This is a genomic window from Microbacterium sp. UNCCL10 (assembly GCF_000746195.1).
GTDB lineage: Bacteria > Actinomycetota > Actinomycetes > Actinomycetales > Microbacteriaceae > Microbacterium > Microbacterium saccharophilum.
On sequence record NZ_JQKT01000010.1, the window covers coordinates 168,232 to 191,575 of the forward strand.

At 70.7% G+C, this 23,344-nt stretch carries 18 protein-coding genes; 10 read left to right on the top strand and 8 right to left on the bottom strand.

The genetic code is table 11. From position 1 onward, the window contains the following. Positions 1-74 precede the first annotated feature (74 nt). From BR85_RS12665 to BR85_RS12680, 4 genes are read left to right on the top strand one after another with little or no spacing between them, the layout of a single operon-like run. The gene (locus BR85_RS12665; protein ID WP_028496867.1) at positions 75-1,595 is read left to right on the top strand and encodes a family 20 glycosylhydrolase; all 1,521 of its coding nucleotides are present in this window, start codon (positions 75-77) and stop codon (positions 1,593-1,595) included. Further along, positions 1,592-2,734 carry an N-acetylglucosamine-6-phosphate deacetylase gene (gene nagA, locus BR85_RS12670; protein WP_028496868.1) on the top strand — a complete coding sequence of 381 codons (1,143 nt, stop codon included), beginning with the start codon at positions 1,592-1,594 and terminating at the stop codon, positions 2,732-2,734. Before BR85_RS12665 ends, nagA begins: the two co-directional genes overlap by 4 nt. A gap of 36 nt (positions 2,735-2,770) precedes the next feature. Next, positions 2,771-3,166, top strand: a complete 396-nt coding sequence (locus BR85_RS12675; protein ID WP_028496869.1) for a YrdB family protein — start codon at positions 2,771-2,773, stop codon at positions 3,164-3,166. Continuing rightward, on the top strand, positions 3,163-4,530 hold the full coding sequence (locus tag BR85_RS12680; RefSeq protein WP_028496870.1) for an FAD-binding oxidoreductase: 1,368 nt from the start codon (positions 3,163-3,165) through the stop codon (positions 4,528-4,530). The genes BR85_RS12675 and BR85_RS12680 overlap by 4 nt, the downstream gene beginning before the upstream one ends. A gap of 565 nt (positions 4,531-5,095) precedes the next feature. Here the strand turns inward: BR85_RS12680 and BR85_RS12685 are convergent. The 6 genes from BR85_RS12685 to BR85_RS12710 all read right to left on the bottom strand — a co-directional run bounded on the left by BR85_RS12685 (position 5,096) and on the right by BR85_RS12710 (position 11,257). Then, the gene (locus tag BR85_RS12685; protein WP_028496871.1) at positions 5,096-5,875 is read right to left on the bottom strand and encodes a glucosamine-6-phosphate deaminase; all 780 of its coding nucleotides are present in this window, start codon (positions 5,873-5,875) and stop codon (positions 5,096-5,098) included. Beyond that, a complete protein-coding gene (locus BR85_RS12690) occupies positions 5,868-6,797 on the bottom strand; it encodes an ROK family protein (protein ID WP_028496872.1) in 930 nt (309 codons plus the stop codon). Before BR85_RS12690 ends, BR85_RS12685 begins: the two co-directional genes overlap by 8 nt. Continuing rightward, a complete protein-coding gene (locus BR85_RS12695) occupies positions 6,797-7,681 on the bottom strand; it encodes a carbohydrate ABC transporter permease (protein WP_424960595.1) in 885 nt (294 codons plus the stop codon). The genes BR85_RS12690 and BR85_RS12695 overlap by 1 nt, the downstream gene beginning before the upstream one ends. Before the next feature lie 68 nt (positions 7,682-7,749). Continuing rightward, complete coding sequence (locus BR85_RS12700) at positions 7,750-8,715, bottom strand: carbohydrate ABC transporter permease (protein ID WP_028496874.1); 966 nt, start codon at positions 8,713-8,715, stop codon at positions 7,750-7,752. A 62-nt stretch (positions 8,716-8,777) separates the two neighbouring features. Continuing rightward, entirely contained in the window at positions 8,778-10,058 is a 1,281-nt protein-coding gene (locus BR85_RS12705) for an extracellular solute-binding protein (protein ID WP_028496875.1), read from the bottom strand. A gap of 59 nt (positions 10,059-10,117) precedes the next feature. Further along, positions 10,118-11,257 carry an ROK family transcriptional regulator gene (locus BR85_RS12710; RefSeq protein ID WP_036273001.1) on the bottom strand — a complete coding sequence of 380 codons (1,140 nt, stop codon included), beginning with the start codon at positions 11,255-11,257 and terminating at the stop codon, positions 10,118-10,120. 223 nt (positions 11,258-11,480) lie between these two features. On the opposite strand from BR85_RS12710, the gene BR85_RS12715 reads away from it, so the two are divergent. After that, a complete protein-coding gene (locus BR85_RS12715; protein WP_028496877.1) occupies positions 11,481-12,953 on the top strand; it encodes a L,D-transpeptidase family protein in 1,473 nt (490 codons plus the stop codon). Positions 12,954-12,979: 26 nt separating this feature from the next. Further along, the gene (locus tag BR85_RS12720) at positions 12,980-13,948 is read left to right on the top strand and encodes an acetylxylan esterase (protein ID WP_028496878.1); all 969 of its coding nucleotides are present in this window, start codon (positions 12,980-12,982) and stop codon (positions 13,946-13,948) included. Between the two features lie 130 nt (positions 13,949-14,078). Here BR85_RS12720 and BR85_RS12725 read toward each other — a convergent pair whose 3' ends face one another. Next, positions 14,079-16,202 (bottom strand): alpha-galactosidase, encoded by a 2,124-nt coding sequence (locus BR85_RS12725; protein ID WP_028496879.1) that lies wholly within the window; start codon positions 16,200-16,202, stop codon positions 14,079-14,081. After that, the gene (locus BR85_RS12730) at positions 16,199-17,188 is read right to left on the bottom strand and encodes a LacI family DNA-binding transcriptional regulator (protein WP_231478711.1); all 990 of its coding nucleotides are present in this window, start codon (positions 17,186-17,188) and stop codon (positions 16,199-16,201) included. Before BR85_RS12730 ends, BR85_RS12725 begins: the two co-directional genes overlap by 4 nt. 336 nt (positions 17,189-17,524) lie before the next feature. Here BR85_RS12730 and BR85_RS12735 point away from each other — a divergent pair, with 336 nt between their 5' ends. The 4 genes from BR85_RS12735 (at position 17,525) to BR85_RS12750 (ending at position 23,338) form a co-directional block, all read left to right on the top strand. Beyond that, on the top strand, positions 17,525-18,841 hold the full coding sequence (locus BR85_RS12735; RefSeq protein ID WP_028496881.1) for an ABC transporter substrate-binding protein: 1,317 nt from the start codon (positions 17,525-17,527) through the stop codon (positions 18,839-18,841). Positions 18,842-18,930: 89 nt separating this feature from the next. Further along, on the top strand, positions 18,931-19,911 hold the full coding sequence (locus BR85_RS12740; protein ID WP_028496882.1) for a carbohydrate ABC transporter permease: 981 nt from the start codon (positions 18,931-18,933) through the stop codon (positions 19,909-19,911). Then, positions 19,908-20,822: a carbohydrate ABC transporter permease gene (locus tag BR85_RS12745; protein ID WP_051526363.1), complete on the top strand. Its 915-nt coding sequence runs from the start codon at positions 19,908-19,910 to the stop codon at positions 20,820-20,822. Before BR85_RS12740 ends, BR85_RS12745 begins: the two co-directional genes overlap by 4 nt. Continuing rightward, the gene (locus BR85_RS12750) at positions 20,819-23,338 is read left to right on the top strand and encodes a glycoside hydrolase family 2 protein (protein ID WP_028496884.1); all 2,520 of its coding nucleotides are present in this window, start codon (positions 20,819-20,821) and stop codon (positions 23,336-23,338) included. Before BR85_RS12745 ends, BR85_RS12750 begins: the two co-directional genes overlap by 4 nt. Positions 23,339-23,344: the final 6 nt, after the last annotated feature.

A 23,344-nucleotide genomic window follows, 5' to 3' on the forward strand; every position in this document is an offset into this window, starting at 1 on the left:
CCGCGCTGATAGGCTGGCCCCGTCTATTTGTTAGGACTCCTAACATGGGCCGATCCACGCACAATAGGGGCACCGTGTCCGAACCCTCCCTCGTCCCCGCCGCGCGCCTGCTGCGCGCGGCGTCGACGCCGCCGTTCGCCGTGACGCCGGATGCCGCCGTCTCCGGCCCGCCGGATGCCGTGCGGACGCTGCGCGAAGCCGTGCGACGCCGCACGGGCCTCGACCTTGCCGCCGCCGCAGCGACGGACGCGCCCGTCACGCTCGCGATCGACCCCGAAACCGGAGCCCCCGAGTCGTACGTGCTGGACGTGGATGCCGCATCCGTCCGGCTCCGCGCGGCCGACGCCGCAGGACTCTTCTACGGGGCGCACACGCTCGTGCAGCTCCTCGCTCAGGACGAGAGCGGCTGGGTCCTCCCCGCCGTGCACGTCGACGACGCCCCCCGATTCGCCTACCGCGGGGTCATGCTCGACGTCGCGCGACACTTCCACGGCGTCGAGACCGTGAAGGCGTACATCGAGCGCGCGGCGGCATTGAAGTTCAACGTCCTGCACCTGCACCTCACGGACGACCAGGGCTGGCGCATCGAGGTGCCCTCCCGCCCCGAGCTCACCGCACGGGCGTCGGCCTCCGCGGTCGGCGGCGACCCCGGCGGGTTCTTCAGCCGCGCCGACTACCGCGCGATCGTGGTGCACGCGGCCGCACACCACATGACGGTCGTCCCCGAGATCGACGTCCCCGGCCACACCCACGCCGTGACCCTCGCGTACCCCGAGGCGTGCGCGGCGCCGACCATCTCCGACCACCTCCGCGAGGAGGCCCGCCAGCGCGGCGAGGACCTGCCGGCCAGCGGCATCCCCTACGAGGGCATCGCCGTCGGCTTTTCGTCGCTGCGCATCCACGACGACGCGACGTACGCCCTGCTCAGCGACGTGCTCGCCGACATCGCGGAGATGACCCCCGGCCCCTACCTGCACGTCGGCGGCGATGAAGCGCTCGGCACGCCGCCCGCCGACCTCGCGCTGTTCATGGAGCGCGCCACCCGCGTCGTCGCCGATCTCGGCAAGACGCCGATCGCGTGGCACGAGGCGGGTGCAGCCGCCGGCCTCGCGCCGGGCACGATCGGCCAGTACTGGGGCTTCCGGGTTCCCACGGACGGCATGGACGACCATGCGCGCGCGTTCGTCCGCGGCGGCGGGCAGCTGATCCTCTCTCCCGCCGATGTGGTCTACCTGGACATGAAGCCGGATGCGGACTTCCCGCTCGGCCTCACCTGGGCGAACGGCCCCACGAGCCTCCCCCGCGCCTACGACTGGGACCCGGCGGCGGTGATCGCCGGGGTCGGCGACGACGAGATCCTCGGCGTCGAAGCGCCGCTGTGGACCGAGACCGTCCGCGACCTCGCCGACCTCGACGCGCTCGCCTTCCCCCGCATCGCGGCGGCGGCCGAAGCCGCGTGGTCGCCCGCCCCCGGCGCCGACGAGCGCCGCACGTGGGAATCCTTCCGCGAGCGCGTCGCGCAGCTCGCCCCGCTCTGGACCCGCCAGGGCATCGGTTTCACCCCGCTCCCCGAGGTCGATTGGACCCGCGAATGACGACCATCCTGCACAGCGCCCGGCTCATCGACGACGGGGCGGTGACCGACGACGCGTGGGTGGCGTTCAGCGACGGCGTCGTGACGCAGGCAGGCGCCGGAGACACGTGGCGGGACCTTCCCGCGGGTGACGTGGTGGATGCCGCGGGCGCCTACCTCGCCCCCGGGTTCATCGACCTGCACGGGCACGGCGCCGGCGGAGCCACGTTCGACGACGGGCCCGACGCGATCGCGACGGGCCGGGCGGTGCATCGCGCGCACGGCACGACCCGCGCCGTCATCTCCCTCGTGACCGCGTCGGTCGACGACCTCGCCGCGCGCGCCGCGATGGTCGCCGACCTCGCCGAGCAGGATGCCACGATCCTCGGTTCGCACCTGGAGGGACCGTTCCTGAGCGTCCTGCACAAGGGCGCCCACACGGTCGAGCTGCTCCGCGACCCCGATCCCGCCTCCGTCGACCGGCTCATCGATGCCGGGCGCGGGACGATCCGCCAGATCACGCTCGCCCCCGAGCTGCCCGGCGGCCTCGCCGCCGTCGCGCGCCTCGTCGATGCCGGGATCGCCGTCGCCGTCGGGCACACCGACGCGACCGCTGAGCAGGCCGCAGCCGCCTTCGATGCCGGGGCGACGCTGCTGACGCACGCGTTCAACACGATGCGCGGGATCCATCACCGCGCACCGGGACCCGTCGTGGCCGCCATGCGCGATGACCGGGTGACCCTCGAGCTCATCGCCGACGGCATCCACGTGCATCCCGACGTCATCACGCTCGCGTTCGCCGGCGCGCCCGGCCGCATCGCTCTCGTGACCGACGCGATGGCGGCGGCCGGGACCGTCGACGGGCGGTACGAGCTCGGCGGACTCGCCGTCACCGTCACCGACGGCGTCGCCCGGCTGGACTCCAACGGCGCGATCGCCGGGTCGACGCTGACGCAGGATGCCGCGCTCCGCCTCGCCGTCCGCTGCGGCGTCTCGCTTCCCGATGCCGTCGCCGCCGTCTCGACCGTGCCGGCTCGCGCGCTCGGGCTGGGCCGCCGGTTCGGGTCGCTGCGTGTCGGCATGGAAGCGGATGCCGTGCTGCTCGATGACGCGCTGTCCGTCACCGGGGTCTGGGTGAGCGGCGTCCGCGCGACCGCGTGAACCGGGGCCGCTGCAGGCGGCGGATAGACTGACGGCATGGCCGAACTGCCCCCTGTGCGCCCCGAAAAGCCGGCCGAACCGCTCGCCGCGGGCACCCGCCCGGCGCTCTCCGTCGTCGACATCGTCTCCTACCTGTGCGCCCTGTTCGCCGTGGGGACGCTCGCGGTCTGGGGCTTCACGGCCTGGGACGCCCCGTGGAACATCCTGGTGGGCGTCGGCGCGCCGGTCATCGCCATCCTGCTCTGGGCCCTGTTCGTCTCACCGCGCGCCGTCCTCACGGTGCACCCGTTCATCCGAGCGCTCGTCGAGCTGCTGATCTACGCCGCCGCGACCATCGTGTGGTGGAGCGCCGGCCAGGCGCTCATCGGCCTCGCGTTCGGTGTCGTCGCCGTCGCCGCCGGACTCGTCGCAGGACGTCGCCGGCTCGCATGACCGCCGCCGAGGTCGTCGCCCTGCTGCGCGCCGAACTCGGCGACCGCGTCGACCTCTCCCGCGCAGCCCTCGAGGACGCCCGCAGCGACAAGTCCGGGCACGCCTCCGCGGGGCCGCCGCTCGCCGTCGTGCACGCGGCATCCGTCGCCGATGTGCAGGCGACCCTCCGGATCGCGCATCGCACCGGCACGCCCGTCGTCACGCGCGGCGCCGGCACGGGACTCGCGGGCGCCGCGAACGCGGGCCCCGGTGAGATCGCGCTGTCGGTGCGCCGGATGGACCGCATCCTCGAGGTGCGGCCCGATGACCTCCTCGCCGTCGTCGAACCCGGCATCCTCAATGCCGATCTCAACGACGCCCTCGCCGCCGACGGCCTCTGGTGGGCGCCGGACCCGGCGAGCCGGGCGATCTCGACGGTGGGCGGCAACATCGCCACGGGCGCCGGGGGCCTCCTCTGCGCGAAGTACGGCGTCGTCCGCGACGCGGTGCTCGGCGTCGATCTGGTGCTCGCCGACGGGCGGCTGCTGACCCTCGGGCACCGGTCGGTGAAGGGCGTGACGGGGCTCGATCTCACGTCGCTCGTGATCGGCTCTGAGGGCACGCTCGGAGTGATCGTCGGCGCGACGCTCAAGCTGCGCCGCCTCGTCCCCGGGCACCGCCGCACCATCACGGCGACGTTCCCCGACGTGCGCGCCGCCGCGGTGGGCGCCGCCGCCGTGACGGCATCCGGTGTGCAGCCGGCGATCATGGAACTGATGGATGCCGCGTCGCTCGGCGCCGCTCACGCGCTGCTGGGCCTGCCGGCCCCCGCACCGGGCGCCGCGCAGCTGACGATCCAGACCGACGGCCCGGCGGCGATCGACGAGGCGGAGTCGATCGCGTCAACGCTCGGCGCACTGGGCGCCGTCGTCCGGCTGGCCGCAGACGACGGGGAGGCCGAGCACCTCCTCACCGTGCGCCGCTCGATGCATCCCGCCATGGAGAGCCTCGGCACGGCGCTCATCGAGGATGTCGCGGTGCCCCGCAGCCGCCTGCCGGAGATGTTCGACGAGATCGCGCGGGTCGAGCGGGAGCACGGTCTGCGGATCCCGACGGTCTGCCACGCGGGCGACGGCAACCTGCACCCGAACTTCATCTTCCAGGGCACCGAGGTGCCGCCGGAGATCTGGGCGGCCGCGGACGACCTGTTCCGCGCGGCGCTCCGCCTCGGCGGCACGCTCACCGGCGAGCACGGCATCGGCGTGCTCAAGCGCCGCTGGCTCGCCGACGAGCTCGGTGCGGACCAGTGGGAGCTGCAGCGGCAGATCACCCGCGTCTTCGACCCGACCGGCATCCTCAACCCCGGCAAGGTCTTCGACTCCTGACTCGGCGTGGGCCCCCCGCTTCGCTCACCCGCGCCGACCTCGCTCGCCCGCGCCGGCCTCGTTCCCCCGCGCCGACACGTGGGTGCGTCGCCGCTCGACCCGCAGTTCGGCGCGGATGAACCGGGGCCACCTCGTTCGCCCGCGCCGAATGGTGGGTGTGCCGCCGCGTCACCCGCAGTTCGGCGCGGATGAACCGGGGCCACCTCGTTCCCCGCAGGGGCACATTGTTCATCCGCGCCAAAAGGTGGGTGCACCCCGCCTCGACCCGCACTTCGGCGCGGATGAATCCCGGCCACATGGCTCGCCCCGAGGGCACCTTGCTCGCTCGCGCCGAATGGTGGGTGCGCCGCCCCGGCACCCGCAGTTCGGCGCGGATGCCCTGAGGGCACCTCGTTCGCCCGCGCCGAATGGTGGGTGCACCCCGCCTCGACCCGCAGTTCGGCGCGGATGAACCCCTGCCACCTGGTTCGCCCGCGCCGAAACGTGGGTGCACCGCGCCTCCACCCGCACTTCGGCGCGGATGAATCCCCGCGCCGGCGAGGCGCGAGCCCAGGCCCCCGGCGGCCTACAGCCCTTGCCAGGCCGGCTTGTTCGCGAAGGCGTAGCGGTAGTAGTCGGCGTGGGTGAGCTCGGATGCCGCTTCCTCGTCGACGACGACCGTGACGTGCTCGTGCAGCTGGATCGCGGAGCCCGGCAGCGACGAGGTCACGGGGCCCTCCACGGCCCCGGCGATCGCGTGCGCCTTGCCGGCGCCGAAGGCGAGGAGGAAGAGGTGCCGGGCATCCAGGATCGTCCCGAGGCCCTGCGTGATGCAGTGCATCGGCACGTCGTCCACGGAGTCGAAGAACCGCGCGTTGTCCTCCCGGGTCTGCTGGATGAGCGTCTTCACGCGGGTGCGCGAGGCGAACGACGACCCGGGCTCGTTGAACCCGATGTGCCCCGACGTGCCGATGCCGAGGATCTGCAGGTCGATGCCGCCGGCCGCGGCGATCGCGCGCTCGTAGTCCTCGCCGGCGTGCTCGATGGTCTCCAGCGCCCCGTTGGGGGTCTGGATGCGCGCCGGGTCGAGACCGAGCGGCTCGACGACCTGCCGCGTGATGACGGTGCGGTAGCTCTCCGGATGCTGCGGATCGATGCCGACGTACTCGTCCAGGGCGAAGCCGCGCACCTGAGACACGTCGACTCCGGACAGGCGCGACCGCAGCGCCGCGTACACGGGCTCGGGCGTCGACCCGGTCGCGAGACCGAGCACGGCGTCGGGGCGCCGGGCGATGAGCGCCGCGATCTCGTCGGCGACGAGCGCGCCGGCATCCGCGGCGGTGGGGACGATGACCACTTCAGCCATGCGCGACGGCCTCCTGTTCGACGGGTACGGCATCGGAGCCGATCAGCGCCGCTCCGAGGGCCGCGGCGGGCGACCCGGCCGGCAGCAGCTCCACGCGCTCGGCGAGCGCCAGCGAGCGGACGAAAGCGGATGCCACGGCTCCCGCCTCCAACTCTGCGACCACGAGGCTCAGCATACGGTCGCCGAGCGCCGACACGCCTCCCCCCAGCACGACGGCGTCGACGTCGACGGTGAGGACCAGGAGGCGCACCGCGGCGGCCACGCCGAACGCGAGGCCGGCGCGCAGCCCGGTGGCCTCCGCGTCGCCGGCGTCGGCGGCGTCGAACACGTCCCGCACCGGCAGCGCACCGCCCCGGCCCCAGCGCTCGGCGATCGCCCCGCCGCCGGCGAACACCTCGATGCAGCCGCGCTGACCGCACCGGCAGAGCGGTCCGGCGGGGTCGATCGAGATGTGCCCGACCTCTCCCGCCGTGCCGCGTGCCCCGCGCCACAGCCGTCCGTCACGGACGAAGCCGGCGGCGACGCCGGTGCCCAGATTGAGGTACGCGACCGTCCCGTCGCCGCCGTGCAGCGCGTACGCGCCGCGCGCGGCGGCCTTGACGTCGTTCTCGACACGCACCGGCACGCCGAAGACCGACGTGATCGCGGCGGCGAGATCGAGCCGCTCGACCCCGAGGTTCACGGCGTGGGTCACCGTCGCCCCGTCGACCACCTGGCCCGGTGTCCCGATGCCGATCGACACGGCGTCCCCCGGTGCGGCGCCGGCCGCGGCGGCGAGCTCGGCGACGGCATCCACGATCGTCTGCGTCACGGCATCCGGACCCCACCCGGTCGCGCGGCGCACGCGCGCGAGGATGGCGCCGTCCGGCGCGACGGCCACCGCGTCGGTCTTGGATCCGCCGACGTCCAGTCCGACGCGCATCAGCCCTTCACTGCTCCCGAGACGAGGCCGCCCGTCATCCGCCCCTGGACGATGAGGAAGAAGATCATGACGGGAAGGGCGATCATCGTCGAGCCGGCCATGACGGCGCCCCAGTTCACCCCTCCGCCGACGGACGAGGCCTGGAAGGCGTTGAGCCACGGCATGAGCGTCAGGTTGTACCCGCTCATGAGCAGCAGCGCCATCGTGAACTCGTTCCACGCCTGGATGAAGGCGAAGATGCCGGTGGAGACGAGGCCGGGGGCCAGCAGCGGGAAGGTGACCTTCCAGAACGCCTGCGCCTTCGTGCAGCCATCGATCATCGCCGCCTCCTCGAGGTCGGCGGGGACGCCGGCGACGAAGCCCCGGAGCGTCCAGATCGTGAACGGGATGACGGATGCCGTGTAGACGATCCCGAGTCCCAGCACGGTGTTCATCAGCTGCCAGTCGTCGATCATCCCGTAGATCGTGAACATCATCGCCTCGCCGGGGATCATCTGGACGATGAGGACCGACACGATGAACCCCCGCCGCCCCCGGAAGTGGAAGCGGGCGACGGCGACGGATGCCAGGAACGCGAACAGCAGGGTCACCACGAGGACGCCGGCGGTCACCGTGAGGGTCGTGCCGAGCGCGTGCGGGAAGTCCGTCTGCCCGGGGGCGGCCTCGCGGTTCCACGCGGTGAGGAAGTTCGCGACGGTGAAATCGGCGGGGAAGAAGCTCGGCGAGCGGCTGATGATCTTCGCGTTGGGTGTGAACGCGAGGTTGACCATCCAGTAGACGGGGAAGACGGAGCAGACGAACACGAGGAGGGCCGCCGCGTTCAGCAGCCAGCGCGAGGCGACCTTCCGGCCGGAGGACCGGCGCGGGCCGCCCGCGGCCGGCACGGCCGGGGCGGCGGCGACCTCGTCCACCCCGACGGTGCCGAGCTGGGTGACGGGCGTGACCTGCGTGCTCACAGCTCCTCCTCCCTCAGCGTCGTGCGGACATACCCCCAGGAGAGGATGAGCAGCAGGATGACCATGAACACGCCGATGGCGGCGGTCTCGCCGAACTCGCCGACGCCCTGCCGGAACAGGTAGGTGCCGAGCACGTTGGTGTCGGCGGCGATCCCACCGCGGCTCTGCAGGGCATACACCTGCGTGAAGATCCGCAGGTTCCAGATGATCTGCAGCACCAGCACGACGGTCAGGATGCTGCGCAGGTACGGGAAGACGACGAGCCGGAAGCGGCTCCAGCCGGTCGCGCCGTCCAGGGAGCTCGCCTCGAGAACTTCAGCGGGGACCTGACCGAGTCCCGCGAAGGTCGTGAACGCGACGAACGGGATGCCCTGCCACACGACGATGATCGTGAGGACGAGGGCGAAGGAGAGCGGGTCGAGGAGCCAGGAGTGGTTCGACCACTCCCCCGAGGCGGTGACCGTGTTGAGGAGCCAGTTCACGACGCCGTACTCGGTGTCGAAGATCCAGCCCCAGACGACGGTCGCCGTCAGCGGCGGCATCGCCCACGCGAGCAGCAGGCCCACCGACACGAGGACGCGCCAGGGCCGGGTGAGACGGGTCATCAGCAGCGCGACGAGCACGCCGATCACGACGATGAGCGCCGTCAGGACCACCATGAGCGCGAGGCTGCGGACCAGGACCGCGGGGAAGTCGGACTGCGTGAACAGGCCGACGTAGTTGTCGAGGCCGACGAAGTTCGGCGCCGTGCCCTGGACCTTGTTCTTGACCGTGTAGTCGGTGAAGGACTGGATCACCATCAGGACGGCGGGGTAGCCGACCATCACCCCGAGGATGACGAGGGCCGGGGCCAGCAGTGTCCAGGCGCTGCGTGCGTCGCGGCGGCGTTTGGCCCGCTCCCGCGGCGTCGGCGACGGCGGGGTGCGGCGGGCCGTCGCACCTCGCGTCGTGATCGCGGTCATGCTCGTCTCCTTCGACGTCGCGGGGGTCCCGGCCCGGAGCCGGGCGGAACCCCCGCGGGCCGTCACTTGTTGAGGATCGCCTCGATCGCGGTGTCCAGCTCGGTGGCGATCTCGGTGACGTCGCCGCCCTGCGCGATCTTCACGAGCGCGTCCGGGATCAGCTGCGCGGCCTCGACCTCACCCCACTGCGGGCTCGCGGGCGTCCCCTTCGAGTTGACGAGCGCGGCTGCCTGCGCCTGCGCGGACGCGGTGTCCGGGAGCGCCGAGGCCGCCTCGACGAGGCCCGGGATGAGGCTCTGCGCGGCGAGGAGCTCCTGGTAGCCGGCGGAGAGCATGATCTTCAGGGCCGCCTTGGCCTTGCCCTGCGCGTCGCTCTTGAAGGCGACGGCGATGTTCGAGCCGCCGGCGAAGATCGGCGCAGGCTCACCGGCGGTCGCGCCCGGCAGCGGCATGGCGCCGAGGTCCTTGGCGAACGTGTCGGGGCAGCCCTCGGAGGTCTCCTCGCCTTCGACCTCCCACGGCCAGGAGCCGTTGAGGTTGCCCTCGGCCCAGGCGGGGGTCGAGAGGAATCCGACCTCGCCGGCGCAGAAGGCGATGTTCGCGGCCTTCTCGTTGCCGTCCACGGGAGCGTTGGTCGCATTCTCGTAGACGTCCTGCAGCATCTCGAGGCCCTCGATGCTCTCCGGGCTGGACAGCTGCGCGTCCCACGTGTCGCCGTCCTGCACGGCGATCTCGCCGCCGGCCGACCAGATGTAGGGCAACGCGTTGTACCAGTCCTTGCCGGGCGCGTAGATGCCGGAGACCGTCGCGGTCGTGAGCTCCTTGCCCCGCTCGACGTACTGCTCGAGGGTCTGGGGCAGGGTGTCGCCGACGATCTGGGGCGTGTAGAAGACGACGCGTCCGCCCGCGTAGTACGGCGCCGCGTAGAGCGTCCCGTCGAGCGTGCCGGCATCCACGAGGCCGGCGACCATCTCGCCCAGGTCGCCCTCGATGTCGCTCAGGTCGGCGAACAGGCCGGCGTCGGCGAAGCCGAGGGCCTGCGTGTTGCCCACCTCGACGACGTCGGGGGCGCTGTTGGACGAGAGTGCGGCGGTGTACGTGTTGGACACGTCATCCCACGTCTTCTGCTCGATCGTCAGGGTCCAGCCTTCGTTCTCGTCCTCGAACGTCTCCTTCAGGTAGTCGCGTGCGGTCTGCGGCGTGTCCGCTCCGACGAGCCATACGGTGAGTTCACCGGTGGCCGCATCCGACTGCTCCGGAGCGGAGGTGCCGCTCGCTGCGCAGCCGGCGAGCACGACAGCCGAAGCGCCGAGAAGCGCGAGGGCTCCGAGCTTGGTGTTCATGGTGTCTTCCTTCTGTTCACGGTGGGATGCTCCGGGCGTGCGGCCCGGGAGCGCTGGCGTCAGGACACCCCGAGCTGTCCGGACAGGACCATGACGGCGGCGCCGCGGAGGACGATGTCCTCGCCTTGCTCCGTCATCCGCACCTGGACGCCGTCGTGGAACTCGGCGAGGGTCCGGGTGCGCAACGTCTCGACGGTCGCCTGCGCGAGTGGTCCGTCGAGAAGATCAGAGGGGCCGGAGAGCACGATCTCCGACAGGTCGAGCGCGCCGACGACCGGTGCGAGGGCGATGCCGAGGCGCTCGCCCGCGTCGCGGAGCACCTCGACGCGGTCCGCGCCGGAGTCGCGCAGCCGCGCCGTCAGGGAGGGCGCGGAGAGCCACGCCTCGAGGCAGCCGATCTTCCCGCACACGCACACCGGTCCCCCGTCGGTGCCGACCGTGACATGGCCGATCTCGCCTGCCGCGAAGCGGCTGCCGCGCATCGGCTGTCCGCCGGAGAGGAGGGCGGAACCCACACCGCGGCCGACCTTGACGAGCATCAGGTCGTCGCCGGCGCCACCGAACGTGTACTCCGCGAGGACCGCCGCGTTGGCGTCGTTGGCGACGAGCACCGGCAGCGCGAGCGCGTCGGACAGGATGCCCTGCAGGTCCAGGCCGACCCAGCCGAAGTTCGGTGCGGCGAGCACGACGCCGTGGTCGTCGACGACGCCGGGCGTTCCGACGCCGACGCCCAGCACGGGCGCGTGCGCGTCGGCGACGAGGGCGCGGGCCAACGCCGTCACGACGTCGATCAGGTCGGCCGGCGCGTCCGGCACGGCGGCCTCGTGACGGGCGACGATCTCCCCGTCGAGCGTGAGGACTGCGCCCAGGAACGTGTCCGTGCCGGAGAGGTCGAGGCCGACGATCCGGTGGCCTTCCCGGTCGAGGTCGACGAGGATGGCGGGTTTTCCGGGGCCGGTGACCTCCCGCATCCCGCGCTCGGCGACGTAGCCGTCGGCGATGAGCTCGGCGACGAGGTCGGAGATGGTGACGCGGGTGAGTCCGGTCTCCCGGGAGAGGTCTGCCCGGCTCATGGCACCCTGGTGGAAGAGGGTCTGCAGGACGAGGGAGCGGTTGTGCGCCCGGGCGTGCTCCGGGAGGACCTTTGCGCCGTGGCGCAGCGTCCGCCCGCCACCGAAGGATCGGTGGGCGACGGTCATCGTCTCGCTCGTGCGTCGTTGCATGTTTGTTAGTAGAGCTTACGAATTAGGGTCGCGCAACCCAGGAGCAGCAATTTGTGAGGCGTGTTTACAAAGTCGTTACATTCGGCGCGGGCCGACGAGGATGACCGGCATTCGTGTCCGAAGTGTGACGTGAGGTGGATGGGGGCCGTCGCGTACCATAGGCAGGACGCGAAACGCGCGCGGGATGACGGGGTGTCACGTGACGGATGTAGCCACGAAGAACGGGGCGGAGGACTCTCCGTCGACGGCTGAGACGACGACGGTTCTCCCCGCCGCGGACTGGGCCCCGACCGAGACGGCTCCCGCCGCACAGTGGGCGACCCCGGAACCCGCGCGCCGCAAGCGCCATCTCGGCCTCTGGATCGGCATCCCCGCCGGCCTCGTCGTGGCCGGCGCCGTTGCCGCCTCCCTCGTCCTCATCGCCCCGGGTACGGCCGTCGCCGGCGTCCCGGTGGGTTTCCTGACGCCCGGCGCCGCGACCGACGCCATCCAGAGCCGCCTCGCGGAGACCACCGTCACCCTGGGCGACGGCGGCCCGACCCTGTCCGGCGCCGACCTCGGCGCAGCCATCGACGCGGAGGCCGCCGCCTCGACGGCGTTCGGCGAGCGCCCGATGTGGAATGTCACGCAGTGGTTCGGCGACGGCTACGAGGTGCCGCTCACCATCGACACCGACACGGCGATCGCCGCGCTCCGCGACGCCGCCCCCACGATGTTCACCGACCCGGTGGGGGCGACCATCGCGTTCGACGGCACCGCGTATGCCGTGACGCCTGCCATCCCGGGCGAGGGCATCGATGTGGAGAGCATCCGCGGCGCCCTCGAGGATGCCTTCGCCTCCGGCGAGTCCACCGTGACCGTCGCCGCGGAGCCCGCCCTCATCGAGGCTGCGACGACCACCGAGATCGCGCAGGGCACGGCCGCCTCCCTCAACGCCATGCTCGAGAAGATCGGCTTCTATGTCGGCGAGGAGCGCACGGTGCCCGTGCCTGCTGCGACGGCGGCCGACTGGCTCACGGTCGAGGCCGATGAGACCGGTGCGTTCTCGATCACCGCCGACCCCGCGAAGATCCAGACGTTCGTCGACACGCTGAAGAGCCAGGTCGACCAGGCGCCCGCCAACGCGACCGTGCTCGTCAACTCCGCAGGAACCGTGCTGCGGACCGCCGTCGAAGGCCAGGACGGGCGCACCCTCGGCGACACCTCCGGCGTCGCGAAGGACTTCGCGGACCAGCTCGCCGGCGGCGACGGCGTCTACGCGCTGCCCGTCGAGGTCGCGCCCCACACGACGACCGAGATCGTGCGCCTGCTCGAGGTCGACCTCAGCCAGCAGCGCCTCTACCTCAAGGAGAACGACGCCGTCGTCGAGAGCTGGCCGATCTCCAGCGGGCTCGACGTCTCCCCCACCTACCAGGGCCGCTACATGGTCAACTGGCACGTCCGTTCGCAGACCATGACCGCCAGCAACCCCGACAACCCGTACTGGAACTACGAGGTCGAGAACGTCGAGTGGGTCATGTACTTCAACGGCGACCAGGCGTTCCACGGCGTGTACTGGCACAACAACTTCGGCAACAAGATGAGCCATGGCTGCGTCGGGATGCCGAACTGGCGCGCCCAGCAGATCTACAACTGGGCGCCGAACGGCGTCGACGTGTGGATCCACGCCTGATCCTCGCCGCTCAGTAGTCTGGGGCCGTGCCCCGCTTCGACCTCTCCCCCGCCGATCTCGAGACCTACCTCCCGGACATCCGCGAGCCCGCGGACTTCGACGCGTTCTGGCAGGAGACCCTCGCCGCCTCCCGCGCCGTCGCGCGGCCGCCGGTCGTCAGCGCGGCGCCCTCGCCGCTGCGCACCCTCGACGTCTTCGACGTCACGTTCTCCGGGTTCGCGGGCGACCCGATCCGCGCCTGGCTGACCGTCCCGCGCGGCATCGAGGGTCCCCTGCCGGCTGTCGTCGAATACAACGGCTACGGCGGCGGGCGGGGCCTCCCGTTCGAGCGGATCGGCTGGGCGTCATCGGGGTACGCGCACCTCTTCATGGACACCCGCGGCCAGGGATCGACGTGGGGAACCGGTGGCGCGACCCCCGACCCGCACGGCAGCGGCCCCTCGGCATCCGGTTTCATGACCCGCGGGATCGACGACCCCGCCGAGTACTACTACCGCCGGGTCTTCACGGATGCCGTGCTGGCCGTCGACGCCGTCCGCTCGCTCGATACCGTGGACGCCGCCCGGGTGGCGGTGGCCGGCGGCAGTCAGGGCGGCGGCATCGCGCTCGCCGCCGCGGGGCTGTCGGAGGGCCTTGTCGCGGCCATGCCGGACGTGCCGTTCCTGTGCCATTTCGAGCGCGCCGTCGGCCTCACCGACCGCGACCCCTACCAGGAGATCGTGCGCTACCTCTCGACCCATCGCGGCGCCGAGGATCGCGTCTTCGAGACCCTGTCGTACTTCGACGGCGTGACGCTGGGCGCACGGGCCCGGACGGCGGCGCTGTTCTCCGTCGGGCTCCTCGACCCGATCTGCCCGCCGTCGACGGTGTACGCCGCGTTCAACCACTTCGGCGGGGACGACAAGGCCATCGAGGTGTACGCGCACAACGAGCACGAGGGCGGGCAGTCGTTCCACTGGCTCGCACAGACCGAGTTCCTCGCCGCGCGCGTCTGACCCGACCGGCATCCCGGCTTTCCGGCATCACTCCCCGCGAGACATCAACGGTGCACCGAGACAGCAGCCGGTAGCTGCGGTCTCGGTGCACCGATGCGGTCTCGCGGACAGGCGTCCGCGCGGGGCGGCGTCAGCGCGGCAGTGCCGTGAGGTGCAGGACGAACGCCTGCACCGGCCAGAGGCACGGGAGCTGCAGACCCACCCGGCCGAGCACCGATCCCGGGAGTTCGATCTCGCCGGCCGCGAACCACTCCGGCGTGATCCAGCCGTGCTTCGCCTCGCCCACCTCCGTGCACACGCGCACGCGGTACCGGCGCGTCGGATCCAGCCCCGGCAGACGCAGGCGCTCCGCGCGTGCATCCTCGAGGCTGCGCACGGTGGCCGCCACGACCACCGCCTCCTCCGCGGTGGTCGTCATCGTCACCCGCCAGGCGGGGTCGCGCAGGAACGGGTGGCTGACCGTGCCGGAGTGGAGCACGGGCCGCAGCGCGCGGTACAGCGCGGCAAAGCGCTCCACCGTGGCGCGCTCGTCGTCCGAGAACACCGAGATGTCGCACTCGAAGCCCGCGGAGCCCAGAAGGCTCGTCGCGAGACGGTAGGACAGGTCCGTCGTGCGTCCGGAGCTGTGCGAGTGCGCCGGGCCGACGTGTGCGCCGACGAGCTCCGGCGGCAACAGCAGACCCGTCCACAGCTGGATGTCCTGCCGCTCGACGGGGTCGTTCGAGTCGCTCGCCCAGACGCGATCGGTCACCGCGAGGATGCCGAGATCCGTGCGCGCGCCCCCGCTCGAGCAGGACTCGATCTCGAGGGCCGGGTGACGGCGGTGCAGCTCCTCCAGCAGGGCGTAGACCGCGTGCATCTGCGCATGGCCGCCGGGGCGACCCTCATGGGCGCTGTCCACGAGGTCGCGGTTGTGGTCCCACTTGATGAAGTCGATGCCGAGTTCGGTGACGAGGGCCGAGATCTGGTCACGGACGTGCGCGGTCGCTGCGGGGTGCGCCAGATCCAGCACGTACTGCGAACGCCAGGAGAGCCCCTCGGCGTGATCGAGGTGTCCTGGATCGTGCAGCAGCCAGTCCGGGTGGGCGCGGGCCGCATCGGAGTCGAGGCTGATCATCTCCGGCTCGAACCACAGCCCGAACTGCATCCCGAGCTCGTGGACACGATTCGCGAGCGGCGCCAGCCCGTCGGGCCAGACCGAGCGATCCACGACCCAGTCGCCCAGGCTGGTCGTGTCGTCCCGGCGACCCGCGAACCATCCGTCGTCGAGCACGAACCGTTCGATCCCGACCGCCGCGGCCTGCTCGGCGAGCGCCAGCAGGTGATCGGGGTCGTGATCGAAGTAGACCGCCTCCCACGTGTTGAGGGTCAACGGCCGTGGTGTCGAAGGGTGGCCCGGACGCGCGCGCATCCAGGTGTGGAAGCGCTCCGCGACACCGTCGAGTCCTGCGTCGGACCACGTGAACGCGACGCGTGGCGCGGTGTAGGACGCGCCGGCATCCAACACCACTTCGCCGGAGCGCAGGTACTCCCCTCCGCCCAGGAACGTCACCGCGTCGGTGATCCGATCCGTCCGGTAGGTCGTGTCGGACGACCAGGCCACGTGGGTCGCCCACACCTCGCCGCCCTGCCAGGACGGCTCACCGACCGTGAGCAGGGCCGCGGCGGGTGAATCATGACCCGGCCGGCCGCGGCGAGACTGACGGGCGACGGCCCCGGCGGGTACCGGGGTGACGACCGGGCGCTTCTCTCGGGTCCAGCGCCCGTCGAAGGTGGTCAGGTGGGTGACGCTCGTCGGAACCGGCAGAGTCGCCTCCGCCCATTCGATCTCGATCGGCGCGCCGTCATTGCGCACGGTGAGATCGACCCAGACCACACCCCCCGCTTCGATCGTCGCCGCCCAGCGCAGAGTGAGTCCGGAAGTGCCGTCGTGCGCGGTGATCGCGACGTCGGCCTCACCGGCATCCACCGTGTCGACGGTCCACCGGCAGCGATGGATGCCGGCCGCGGTGCGCACCTGGAGCTGCGGTCGGCCGGTCCACCCGTCCGCCTCGCTCGCGACGACGGGCATCTGCCAGGCGGCGTCGAGCGTGCCGGGCGCGACCTGGCGACTGAGCGCCGCTTCCAGACCGTCGAGGTCGTGCGCGGTCACCGCGTCGAGGTCGGCGCCCCAGTGGAGCACGTGGGGAAGCCCGACGTCGGGGACGCCGAGCACGAGTGCGACGCCGTGCGCCCGGGTGAGGACGATCGTCATGCGGGAGCCTCCATGGATGCCGGGCGCTCGCCCGTACCTCGTTCGATGATCCACGTGGGGAGCGTGATCTGTTGGATGAAGCCGCTCGGGTCCGCGATGCGCTCGAGGGCGAGCTGCGCCGCGCGGCGTCCGAGCTCGACAGGATCGTAGCTGACGACGGAGACCCCCAGGACATCGGCGGTGTCGAAGTCGTCGAACCCGATCAGGGCGGTGCTCTCGTCTTCCCGCTCACGGAGCACCCGCAAGGCGCCGATCGTCATGCGGTTGTTGCCCGCGATCACGGCGGTGGGGCGATCCGGACGGGCCATGAGCTCGCGCATCATGTCGGTCGTCGACAGGGTGGGGTCGTCGCGCAGCGTCTCCCACGCCGACGTGTCGACGACACCCGCTGCGGCCATCGTCTGGCGGAACCCGGCCAGCCGTTCCATCTGCGTGTAGACCGAGCTGGGGTTGCAGGCATACGCGATGCGCCGATGCCCCCGCTCCAGCAGGCGCCGGGTCGCATCGATGACGGCGGTGCGGTTGTCGAGCACGATGGCGTCCGCAGCGAGGTTGCGGGCCGGCCGATCGATCGCGATCACCGGCGTGCCGAGCTGGCGTTCTCCCTCGAGGTACGACTGGTCATCGCTGACCGGGATGAGCAGAAGGGCGCCGATGCGCTGCGACAGCAGGGCGTTGGCCACCTGCTCCTCACCCTCGGCACTGTCGTCGGTCGTCGAGACGACGAGGCTGTAGCCGTGGGCCGCGAGCTCCTTCTCGATGCCGCTCGCGACCTTGTAGTAGAACGGGTTGCCGAGCTCACCCATGATGAAGCCGACCGTGCGGGTCCCACCCCCGCGCCGGAGCCCCTGGGCGAGCGTGTTCGGGCGAAAGCGCAGCCGCTTCGCCGCCGCGAGGACTCGGTCGACCGTCTGCGGCGCCACGAGCTCTCGCTGGGTGAACACCCGCGACACCGTCTTCGAGCTGACATCTGCCAGCCGGGCCACGTCTGAGAGCGTGGCGCGCTGTTGAACCGTCATCGGCCCTCCCGTCGTGGTCACTGTAGCACCGACACGCGAAATGACGACGATAGACATGTGAGAGACATTCAGTCCCAGTTCGAGAGAATTCATCCCAGTAAACTGCCAGACCAACGCCATATTCGCGAATATTCTTCGCGAGCGGACAAGCCAAGACAGCGCTGACATTTCTTCCTTGTGGACCTGAATTTCCGGGGTTACTGTGGCCCTCGCGGCGCTCCCGTTGCAGCGACAACGGACAGGCATCCCCACGCAATGGAGCGACGTGGCGGTTTCAAGGGTGAACCTGACAAGGAGAAGAACATGGCACGCACCACATTCGCGGCCATCGCGGCATTCGCCGCGGTCGGCCTCACGCTCGCCGGTTGTGCCGGCGGCGGCACGACGGAGCCCACCGACGACGGCACGGCGGGAGAGGTCAGCGGAGAGGTCACTTTCGTGACCTGGCGCACCGACCTCGTGCAGGACGGGACATTCGACGCGTACGCGGAGAAGTTCACCGAGATGTACCCGGACGCGAGCGTCACGTTCGAAGGCATCACGGACTATGAGGGCGAGATGACGACGCGCCTCAGCACGACGAACTACGGCGATGTCCTCGGCATCCCGAACAGTGTCTTCCCCGACCAGTTCGCCGACTACTTCGAGCCGATCGGCGAGACGGCCGACCTGGCCGACACGTATCGGTTCCTCTCGCCGAAGAGCTTCGAGGGCGTCCAGTACGGGCTGGCACTCGGCGGCAACGCGAACGGCGTGCTGTACAACAAGGACGTCTTCGAGGCGGCCGGGATCACCGCGCTGCCGACGACCGAGGATGAGTGGCTCGATGCGCTCGGCATGATCAAGGACAAGACCGACGCGATCCCCTACTACACCAACTACAAGGACGGATGGCCGCTCAGCCAGTGGTCGAGCAACATCGGCGCGATCACCGGTGACCCGGACGCGCAGAACGCCATGACGTCCGACGACGCTCCCTGGACCGAGGGGACCGACATCTATGCGATCGACTCCCTGATCTACGAGACCGTCGCCGCCGGCCTGACCGAGGAGGACCCGCTCACCACGAACTGGGAGCAGTCGAAGGTCGACTTCGCGACCGGCAAGATCGCCACCATGGCGCTCGGATCGTGGGCGATCTCGCAGATGCAGGCCGCTGCCACGGACAACGGCGTCGACCCGTCCGTCGTCGGCTACATGGCCTTCCCGGCCACGGCCGGGTCGTCGCAGTTCGCGACGGTCGGCGGTGACTACAGCCTCGGCATCAACAAGAACTCCGACGTCAAGGCAGCGGCGAAGGCGTGGATCGACTTCCTCCTCGAGGAGTCCGGCTTCACCGAGACGCAGGGCATGGTCTCGGCGCTGATCGCCGACCCGCTTCCCGAGAACCTCGGCGGCCTGAGCGACGCAGGCGTCGAACTGCTGGAGATGAACCCGGCCCCGGCCGGCGAGGAGGCGCTGTTCAACAACATCGCCAACACCGCGCAGATCGACATCTGGGGCGCGATCTACCGCCAGAAGCTCGTGGACATCGCACGGGGCGCGGCGGACGGTGACAAGGCGTCGTACTTCGACGACCTGAACACGCGCTGGGCCGACGCGATCGCGCAGAACGGCTGACCCCCGCCACCTCCGGGGACCGGGGCGAGCTCCTCCTCGCCCCGGTCCCCGGAGAAGGCCCCGCATCACCTCACGCTCGGGAGAGCCTCATGTCCCTCATCACCAGCGGCGCGAGCGCCACCGGGATCCCCGCACCGCTCATCGCAGCCACCCCGGGCCGGCGGCGGCGCTTCGGTCGCCGCTCCCCCAAGCGGTCCGCCGGACGCGGTCCCCTGTCGAAGCTCACGCCCTACCTCTTCCTCGCTGCAGCGGTCGCCCTGCTGCTCCTGCTGACCTACCTGCCCGCGGCGAACATGATCTGGTACAGCCTGCACGAGTGGCGGGGCCTCGGCCCGCTCGGCGACTTCGTCGGGGTCGACAACTACGTGCAGGTCTTCACCAACCCGCAGATCTTCAGCGTCTTCTTCGTGAGCCTCTACTACTTCGCCGCGTCGTTCCTCCAGATGGCGATCGCCCTGTACTTCGCGGCCCTGCTGAGCTTCTCGACCCGCTTCTCGAACTTCTTCCGCGGTGTGCTCTTCTTCCCGTACCTGATCAACGGTGTCGCGATCGGGTTCGTGTTCCTCTACCTCTTCCAGCCGGGCGGCACACTCGACACGGTGCTCGGCTGGTTCGGCGTGGTCGAGACGCCGAAGTGGCTGGGCGATCCCACCGTGGCCAACTTCTCCCTCGCCGGGACGAGCGTCTGGCGGTACACCGGTCTGAACTTCGTCCTGTTCCTCGGCGCGATGCAGTCGATCCCGAGCGAACAGTACGAGGCCGCCGAGATCGACGGCGCCTCGAAGTGGCAGCAATTCTGGGCGCTGACCTTCCCCGGCATCCGCCGCATCATCGGCCTCTCGTTCATCCTGGCGATCGCCGGCAGCCTGTCCGTCTTCGAGATCCCGTTCATCATGACGGGCGGCGCCAACGGCACTTCGACGTTCGTCATCCAGACCTTGCAGACGGCGTTCACGTTCCGACAGGTCGGCCTCGCATCCGCGATGGCCGTCGTCCTCCTGCTCATCGTGCTGACCGTGACCTGGGTCCAACGACGACTCTTCCCCGACGAGAAGGTGGATCTGACATGAGCGCCGTGACACACTCCGAGCGCGCCGTCCGCGAGGGCGCGCCCGCTCCCCGCCCGACGGATCGCCGTCAGCGCAGCGCCCTGCGGATCGCGCTCACGCAGCGCTCCGCCGTGACCGTGAAGTACGTCTCGCTGATCGTCGCGGTCATCCTCACCGTGCTGCCGCTGAGCGTGCTGTTCATCGCGAGCTTCAAGTCGTCGCAGGAGTTCGGGCAGACCGGTCCGTTCGACATGCCCGCCGACTGGCTGAACTTCGACAACTTCGTCGAGGCGTTCACCAAGGGGGGAATGGTCGAGGGCTTCGTCAACACCACGATCATCCTGGTCTTCTCGCTGATCGGCACGATCCTGATCGGCACGATGGCCGCCTACGCGATCGACCGGTTCCAGTTCCGCGGACGCAAGGTCGTGGTCGCGCTGTTCCTCATCGCCACCCTGATCCCCGGAGTGACGAGCCAGGTGGCGACGTTCCAGATCATCAACGGTCTCGGGTTGTACAACTCGATGGGAGCGCTGATCCTGCTCTTCCTCGGCACGGACATCGTGTCGATCTACATCTTCATCCAGTTCATGCAGTCGATCCCGGTCTCGCTCGACGAAGCCGCGATGATCGACGGCGCGAACCGGTGGACGATCTACTGGCGCATCGTGCTGCCGCTGCTGAAGCCGGCGATCGCGACGGTGGTGATCATCAAGGGCATCGCCATCTACAACGAGTTCTATCTGCCGTTCCTGTACTGGCCCTCGGAGGGGACGATCTCCACCTCGCTGTTCCGCTTCAAAGGCCCGTTCGGCGCACACTGGGAAGTCATCGCGGCCGGCACCGTCCTGGTCATCGTCCCCACGCTCATCGCATTCATCCTGTTGCAGCGGTTCATCTATCGCGGCATGACCTCTGGAGCCGTCAAGTGATCTCCCGCCCCCTCCACGACGACTGGACCCTTCAGGCTGTCGCGGGTCCTGCGCCGGCGCACATCGCCGGACGCGCGATCTCCGCGACCGTTCCGGGAACGGTGCACATCGATCTGCTGCGCGACGGCCTCATCCCCGAGCCGTACCAGGGCGAGAACGAGGCGCTCATCGCGTGGGTGGGCCGCGTCGATTGGACCTACCGCACCGCGTTCGTGTGGTCCCCTGATTCCGAAGAGCGTCACGATCTCGTCTTCGACGGGATCGACACGGTCGCCGACATCGTGCTCAACGGCGGTGTCCTCGCCTCCGTCGCCAACCAGCACCGTTCCTACCGGATCCCCGTCGATGCGGTGCTGCGCGAGGGGTGGAACGAACTCGAGGTGCGCTTCCGCGCGCCCGTCCCCTACGCCAACGCGCAGAGCCTGGAACTCGGCGTGCGCCCGCGTCCCTACCCCCTGCCGTACGAGGCGATCCGCAAGTCGGCCTGCAACTTCGGGTGGGACTGGGGCATCGCGACGTTCACGAGCGGTCTGTGGAAGGGCGTCCGCCTCGAGTCCTGGTCGATCGCGCGACTCGACGAGGTGCGGGTCACCGCGACGCCTGACGGCGACGGCGGCACGGTGCGCGTCGATGCCCGCATCGAGCGGTCGGGCTCCGACGTCGCGAGCGCGATCTCGCTGCACGCGACCGTCGTCGATCCCGGAACGGATGCCGGCGCGCTCGCCGCGGTCACCGTCCCGGCCGACGGCGAGCACGTCAGCCTGACGCTCTCACTGGACGACGTCGCCCGCTGGTGGCCGGTCGGCTACGGCGACCCCCATCTTTACCGGGTGGACATCGCCCTCCGCGGCGCGGACACCCTCGAGGCCCGCCGGCACACCGTGGGCTTCCGCACCGTGCACTGGGACACCGCGCCCGACGACATCGGCGCGCCGTTCACGCTCGTCGTCAACGATCAGCCGGTGTTCGTCAAGGGCGTCAACTGGATCCCGGACGACGCCCTGCCGGTCCGCGTCGACCGCGCGCGCCTCGCGCAGCGCCTCGATCAGGCGCTGGCCGCGAACCTGAACCTCATCCGCGTGTGGGGTGGGGGACTCTACGAGTCCGATGACTTCTACGACCTCTGCGACGAGCGCGGACTGCTCGTCTGGCAGGACTTCCTGTTCGCGTGCGCGGCGTACCCCGAGGAGGAGCCGCTGAGATCGGAGATCGAGGCGGAGGCCCGGGAGAACATCGTGCGGCTCGCGTCGCACGCCTCTCTCGTGCTCCTCACCGGCAACAACGAGAACCTCTGGGGCTTCGAGGACTGGGCATGGAAGGAGCGACTCGACGGGAAGACCTGGGGCGCGTACTACTACTACGACCTCTTTCCGCGACTGGTCGACGAGCTCGCGCCGCACGTCCCCTACTCCCCCGGGAGTCCGTTCAGCCCCGGCGGCGGCTGGGAGGGACCGTTCTCGACGGGGCCCGACGGCGGTCGCCAGACCGGTCCTCACCCGAACGCCGAGACGCACGGGACCATGCACCTGTGGGAGCAGTGGAACCGCGAGGACTACCCCACCTATCGCACCTTCCGGCCCCGGTTCGTCGCGGAGTTCGGGTGGCAGGGGCCCCCGACGTGGACCACGCTGACCCGCTGGATCGACGATGACCCGCTGACGCCCGAGTCCCCCGGCATGATCGTCCATCAGAAGGCCATGGAGGGCAACGTCAAGCTGACCAGTGGCCTGGTCCCCCACTTCCGCGTGCCCGAGGACATGGAGACCTGGCATTGGGCCATGCAGCTCAACCAGGCCCACGCCGTCCGCTTCGCGCTCGAGTGGTTCCGCGCGCTGGCGCCCCACACGATGGGCGCGGTCGTCTGGCAGCTCAACGATTGCTGGCCCGTCACCTCGTGGGCCGCCGTCGACGGCGACGGACGGGTCAAGCCGCTGTTCCACGCCCTCCGCGCCGCCTACGCGGATCGGGTGGTCACCGTGCAGCCGCTGGGCGAGCACGGCGAACCGGTGGCCGTTCTCGGCAACGACACCGCCGACGTCTGGCAGACCGCGCTGCACGCACGACGGGTGCGCTACGACGGCGTCGTCCTGGCATCCTTCGACGCGGACGTCGTCGTCGGTGCCCGTGGCACCCGGCGGGTGGCTCTCCCCGCGGACCTCCTCACCGCGGTGGAGCCCGCCCGCGAGTACGTCGTCGTCGACACCGGTGACGCGCGCGGCACGTGGTACTTCGCCGAACCGCGCGACAGTGCGCTGCCCGCCCAGCAGGTGTCGGTCGCCGTCGAACCCGCCCCAGGCGGGAGCATCGTCACCCTCACCGCGCACGCGTTCGCCCGCGATCTGACGCTCCTCGTCGACAAGGTCTCCCCGGACGCGCAAGCCACGGACGCGCTCATCACGCTGCTCGCGGGTGAGTCCGCCACGGTGTTCGTGCGCCACGGCGGCGACACCCTCGACTCCGCCGCGCTGGCCGACCCCCGTGTCCTCCGTTCCGCGAATCAGCTGGTGACGCCGTGAACGGCG

What these genes read in the sequence shown, in the direction of transcription:
- BR85_RS12725 (WP_028496879.1), bottom strand. Translation starts at nt 16,202, where the DNA reads ATGACGATCGTCCTCACCCGGGCGCACGGCGTCGCACTCGTGCTCGGC.
- BR85_RS12685 (WP_028496871.1), bottom strand. Translation starts at nt 5,875, where the DNA reads ATGGCTGAAGTGGTCATCGTCCCCACCGCCGCGGATGCCGGCGCGCTC.
- BR85_RS12675 (WP_028496869.1), top strand. Translation starts at nt 2,771, where the DNA reads ATGGCCGAACTGCCCCCTGTGCGCCCCGAAAAGCCGGCCGAACCGCTC.
- BR85_RS12690 (WP_028496872.1), bottom strand. Translation starts at nt 6,797, where the DNA reads ATGCGCGTCGGACTGGACGTCGGCGGATCCAAGACCGACGCGGTGGCC.
- BR85_RS12740 (WP_028496882.1), top strand. Translation starts at nt 18,931, where the DNA reads ATGTCCCTCATCACCAGCGGCGCGAGCGCCACCGGGATCCCCGCACCG.
- BR85_RS12680 (WP_028496870.1), top strand. Translation starts at nt 3,163, where the DNA reads ATGACCGCCGCCGAGGTCGTCGCCCTGCTGCGCGCCGAACTCGGCGAC.
- BR85_RS12735 (WP_028496881.1), top strand. Translation starts at nt 17,525, where the DNA reads ATGGCACGCACCACATTCGCGGCCATCGCGGCATTCGCCGCGGTCGGC.
- BR85_RS12710 (WP_036273001.1), bottom strand. Translation starts at nt 11,257, where the DNA reads ATGACCGTCGCCCACCGATCCTTCGGTGGCGGGCGGACGCTGCGCCAC.
- BR85_RS12745 (WP_051526363.1), top strand. Translation starts at nt 19,908, where the DNA reads ATGAGCGCCGTGACACACTCCGAGCGCGCCGTCCGCGAGGGCGCGCCC.
- BR85_RS12705 (WP_028496875.1), bottom strand. Translation starts at nt 10,058, where the DNA reads ATGAACACCAAGCTCGGAGCCCTCGCGCTTCTCGGCGCTTCGGCTGTC.
- BR85_RS12700 (WP_028496874.1), bottom strand. Translation starts at nt 8,715, where the DNA reads ATGACCGCGATCACGACGCGAGGTGCGACGGCCCGCCGCACCCCGCCG.
- nagA (WP_028496868.1), top strand. Translation starts at nt 1,592, where the DNA reads ATGACGACCATCCTGCACAGCGCCCGGCTCATCGACGACGGGGCGGTG.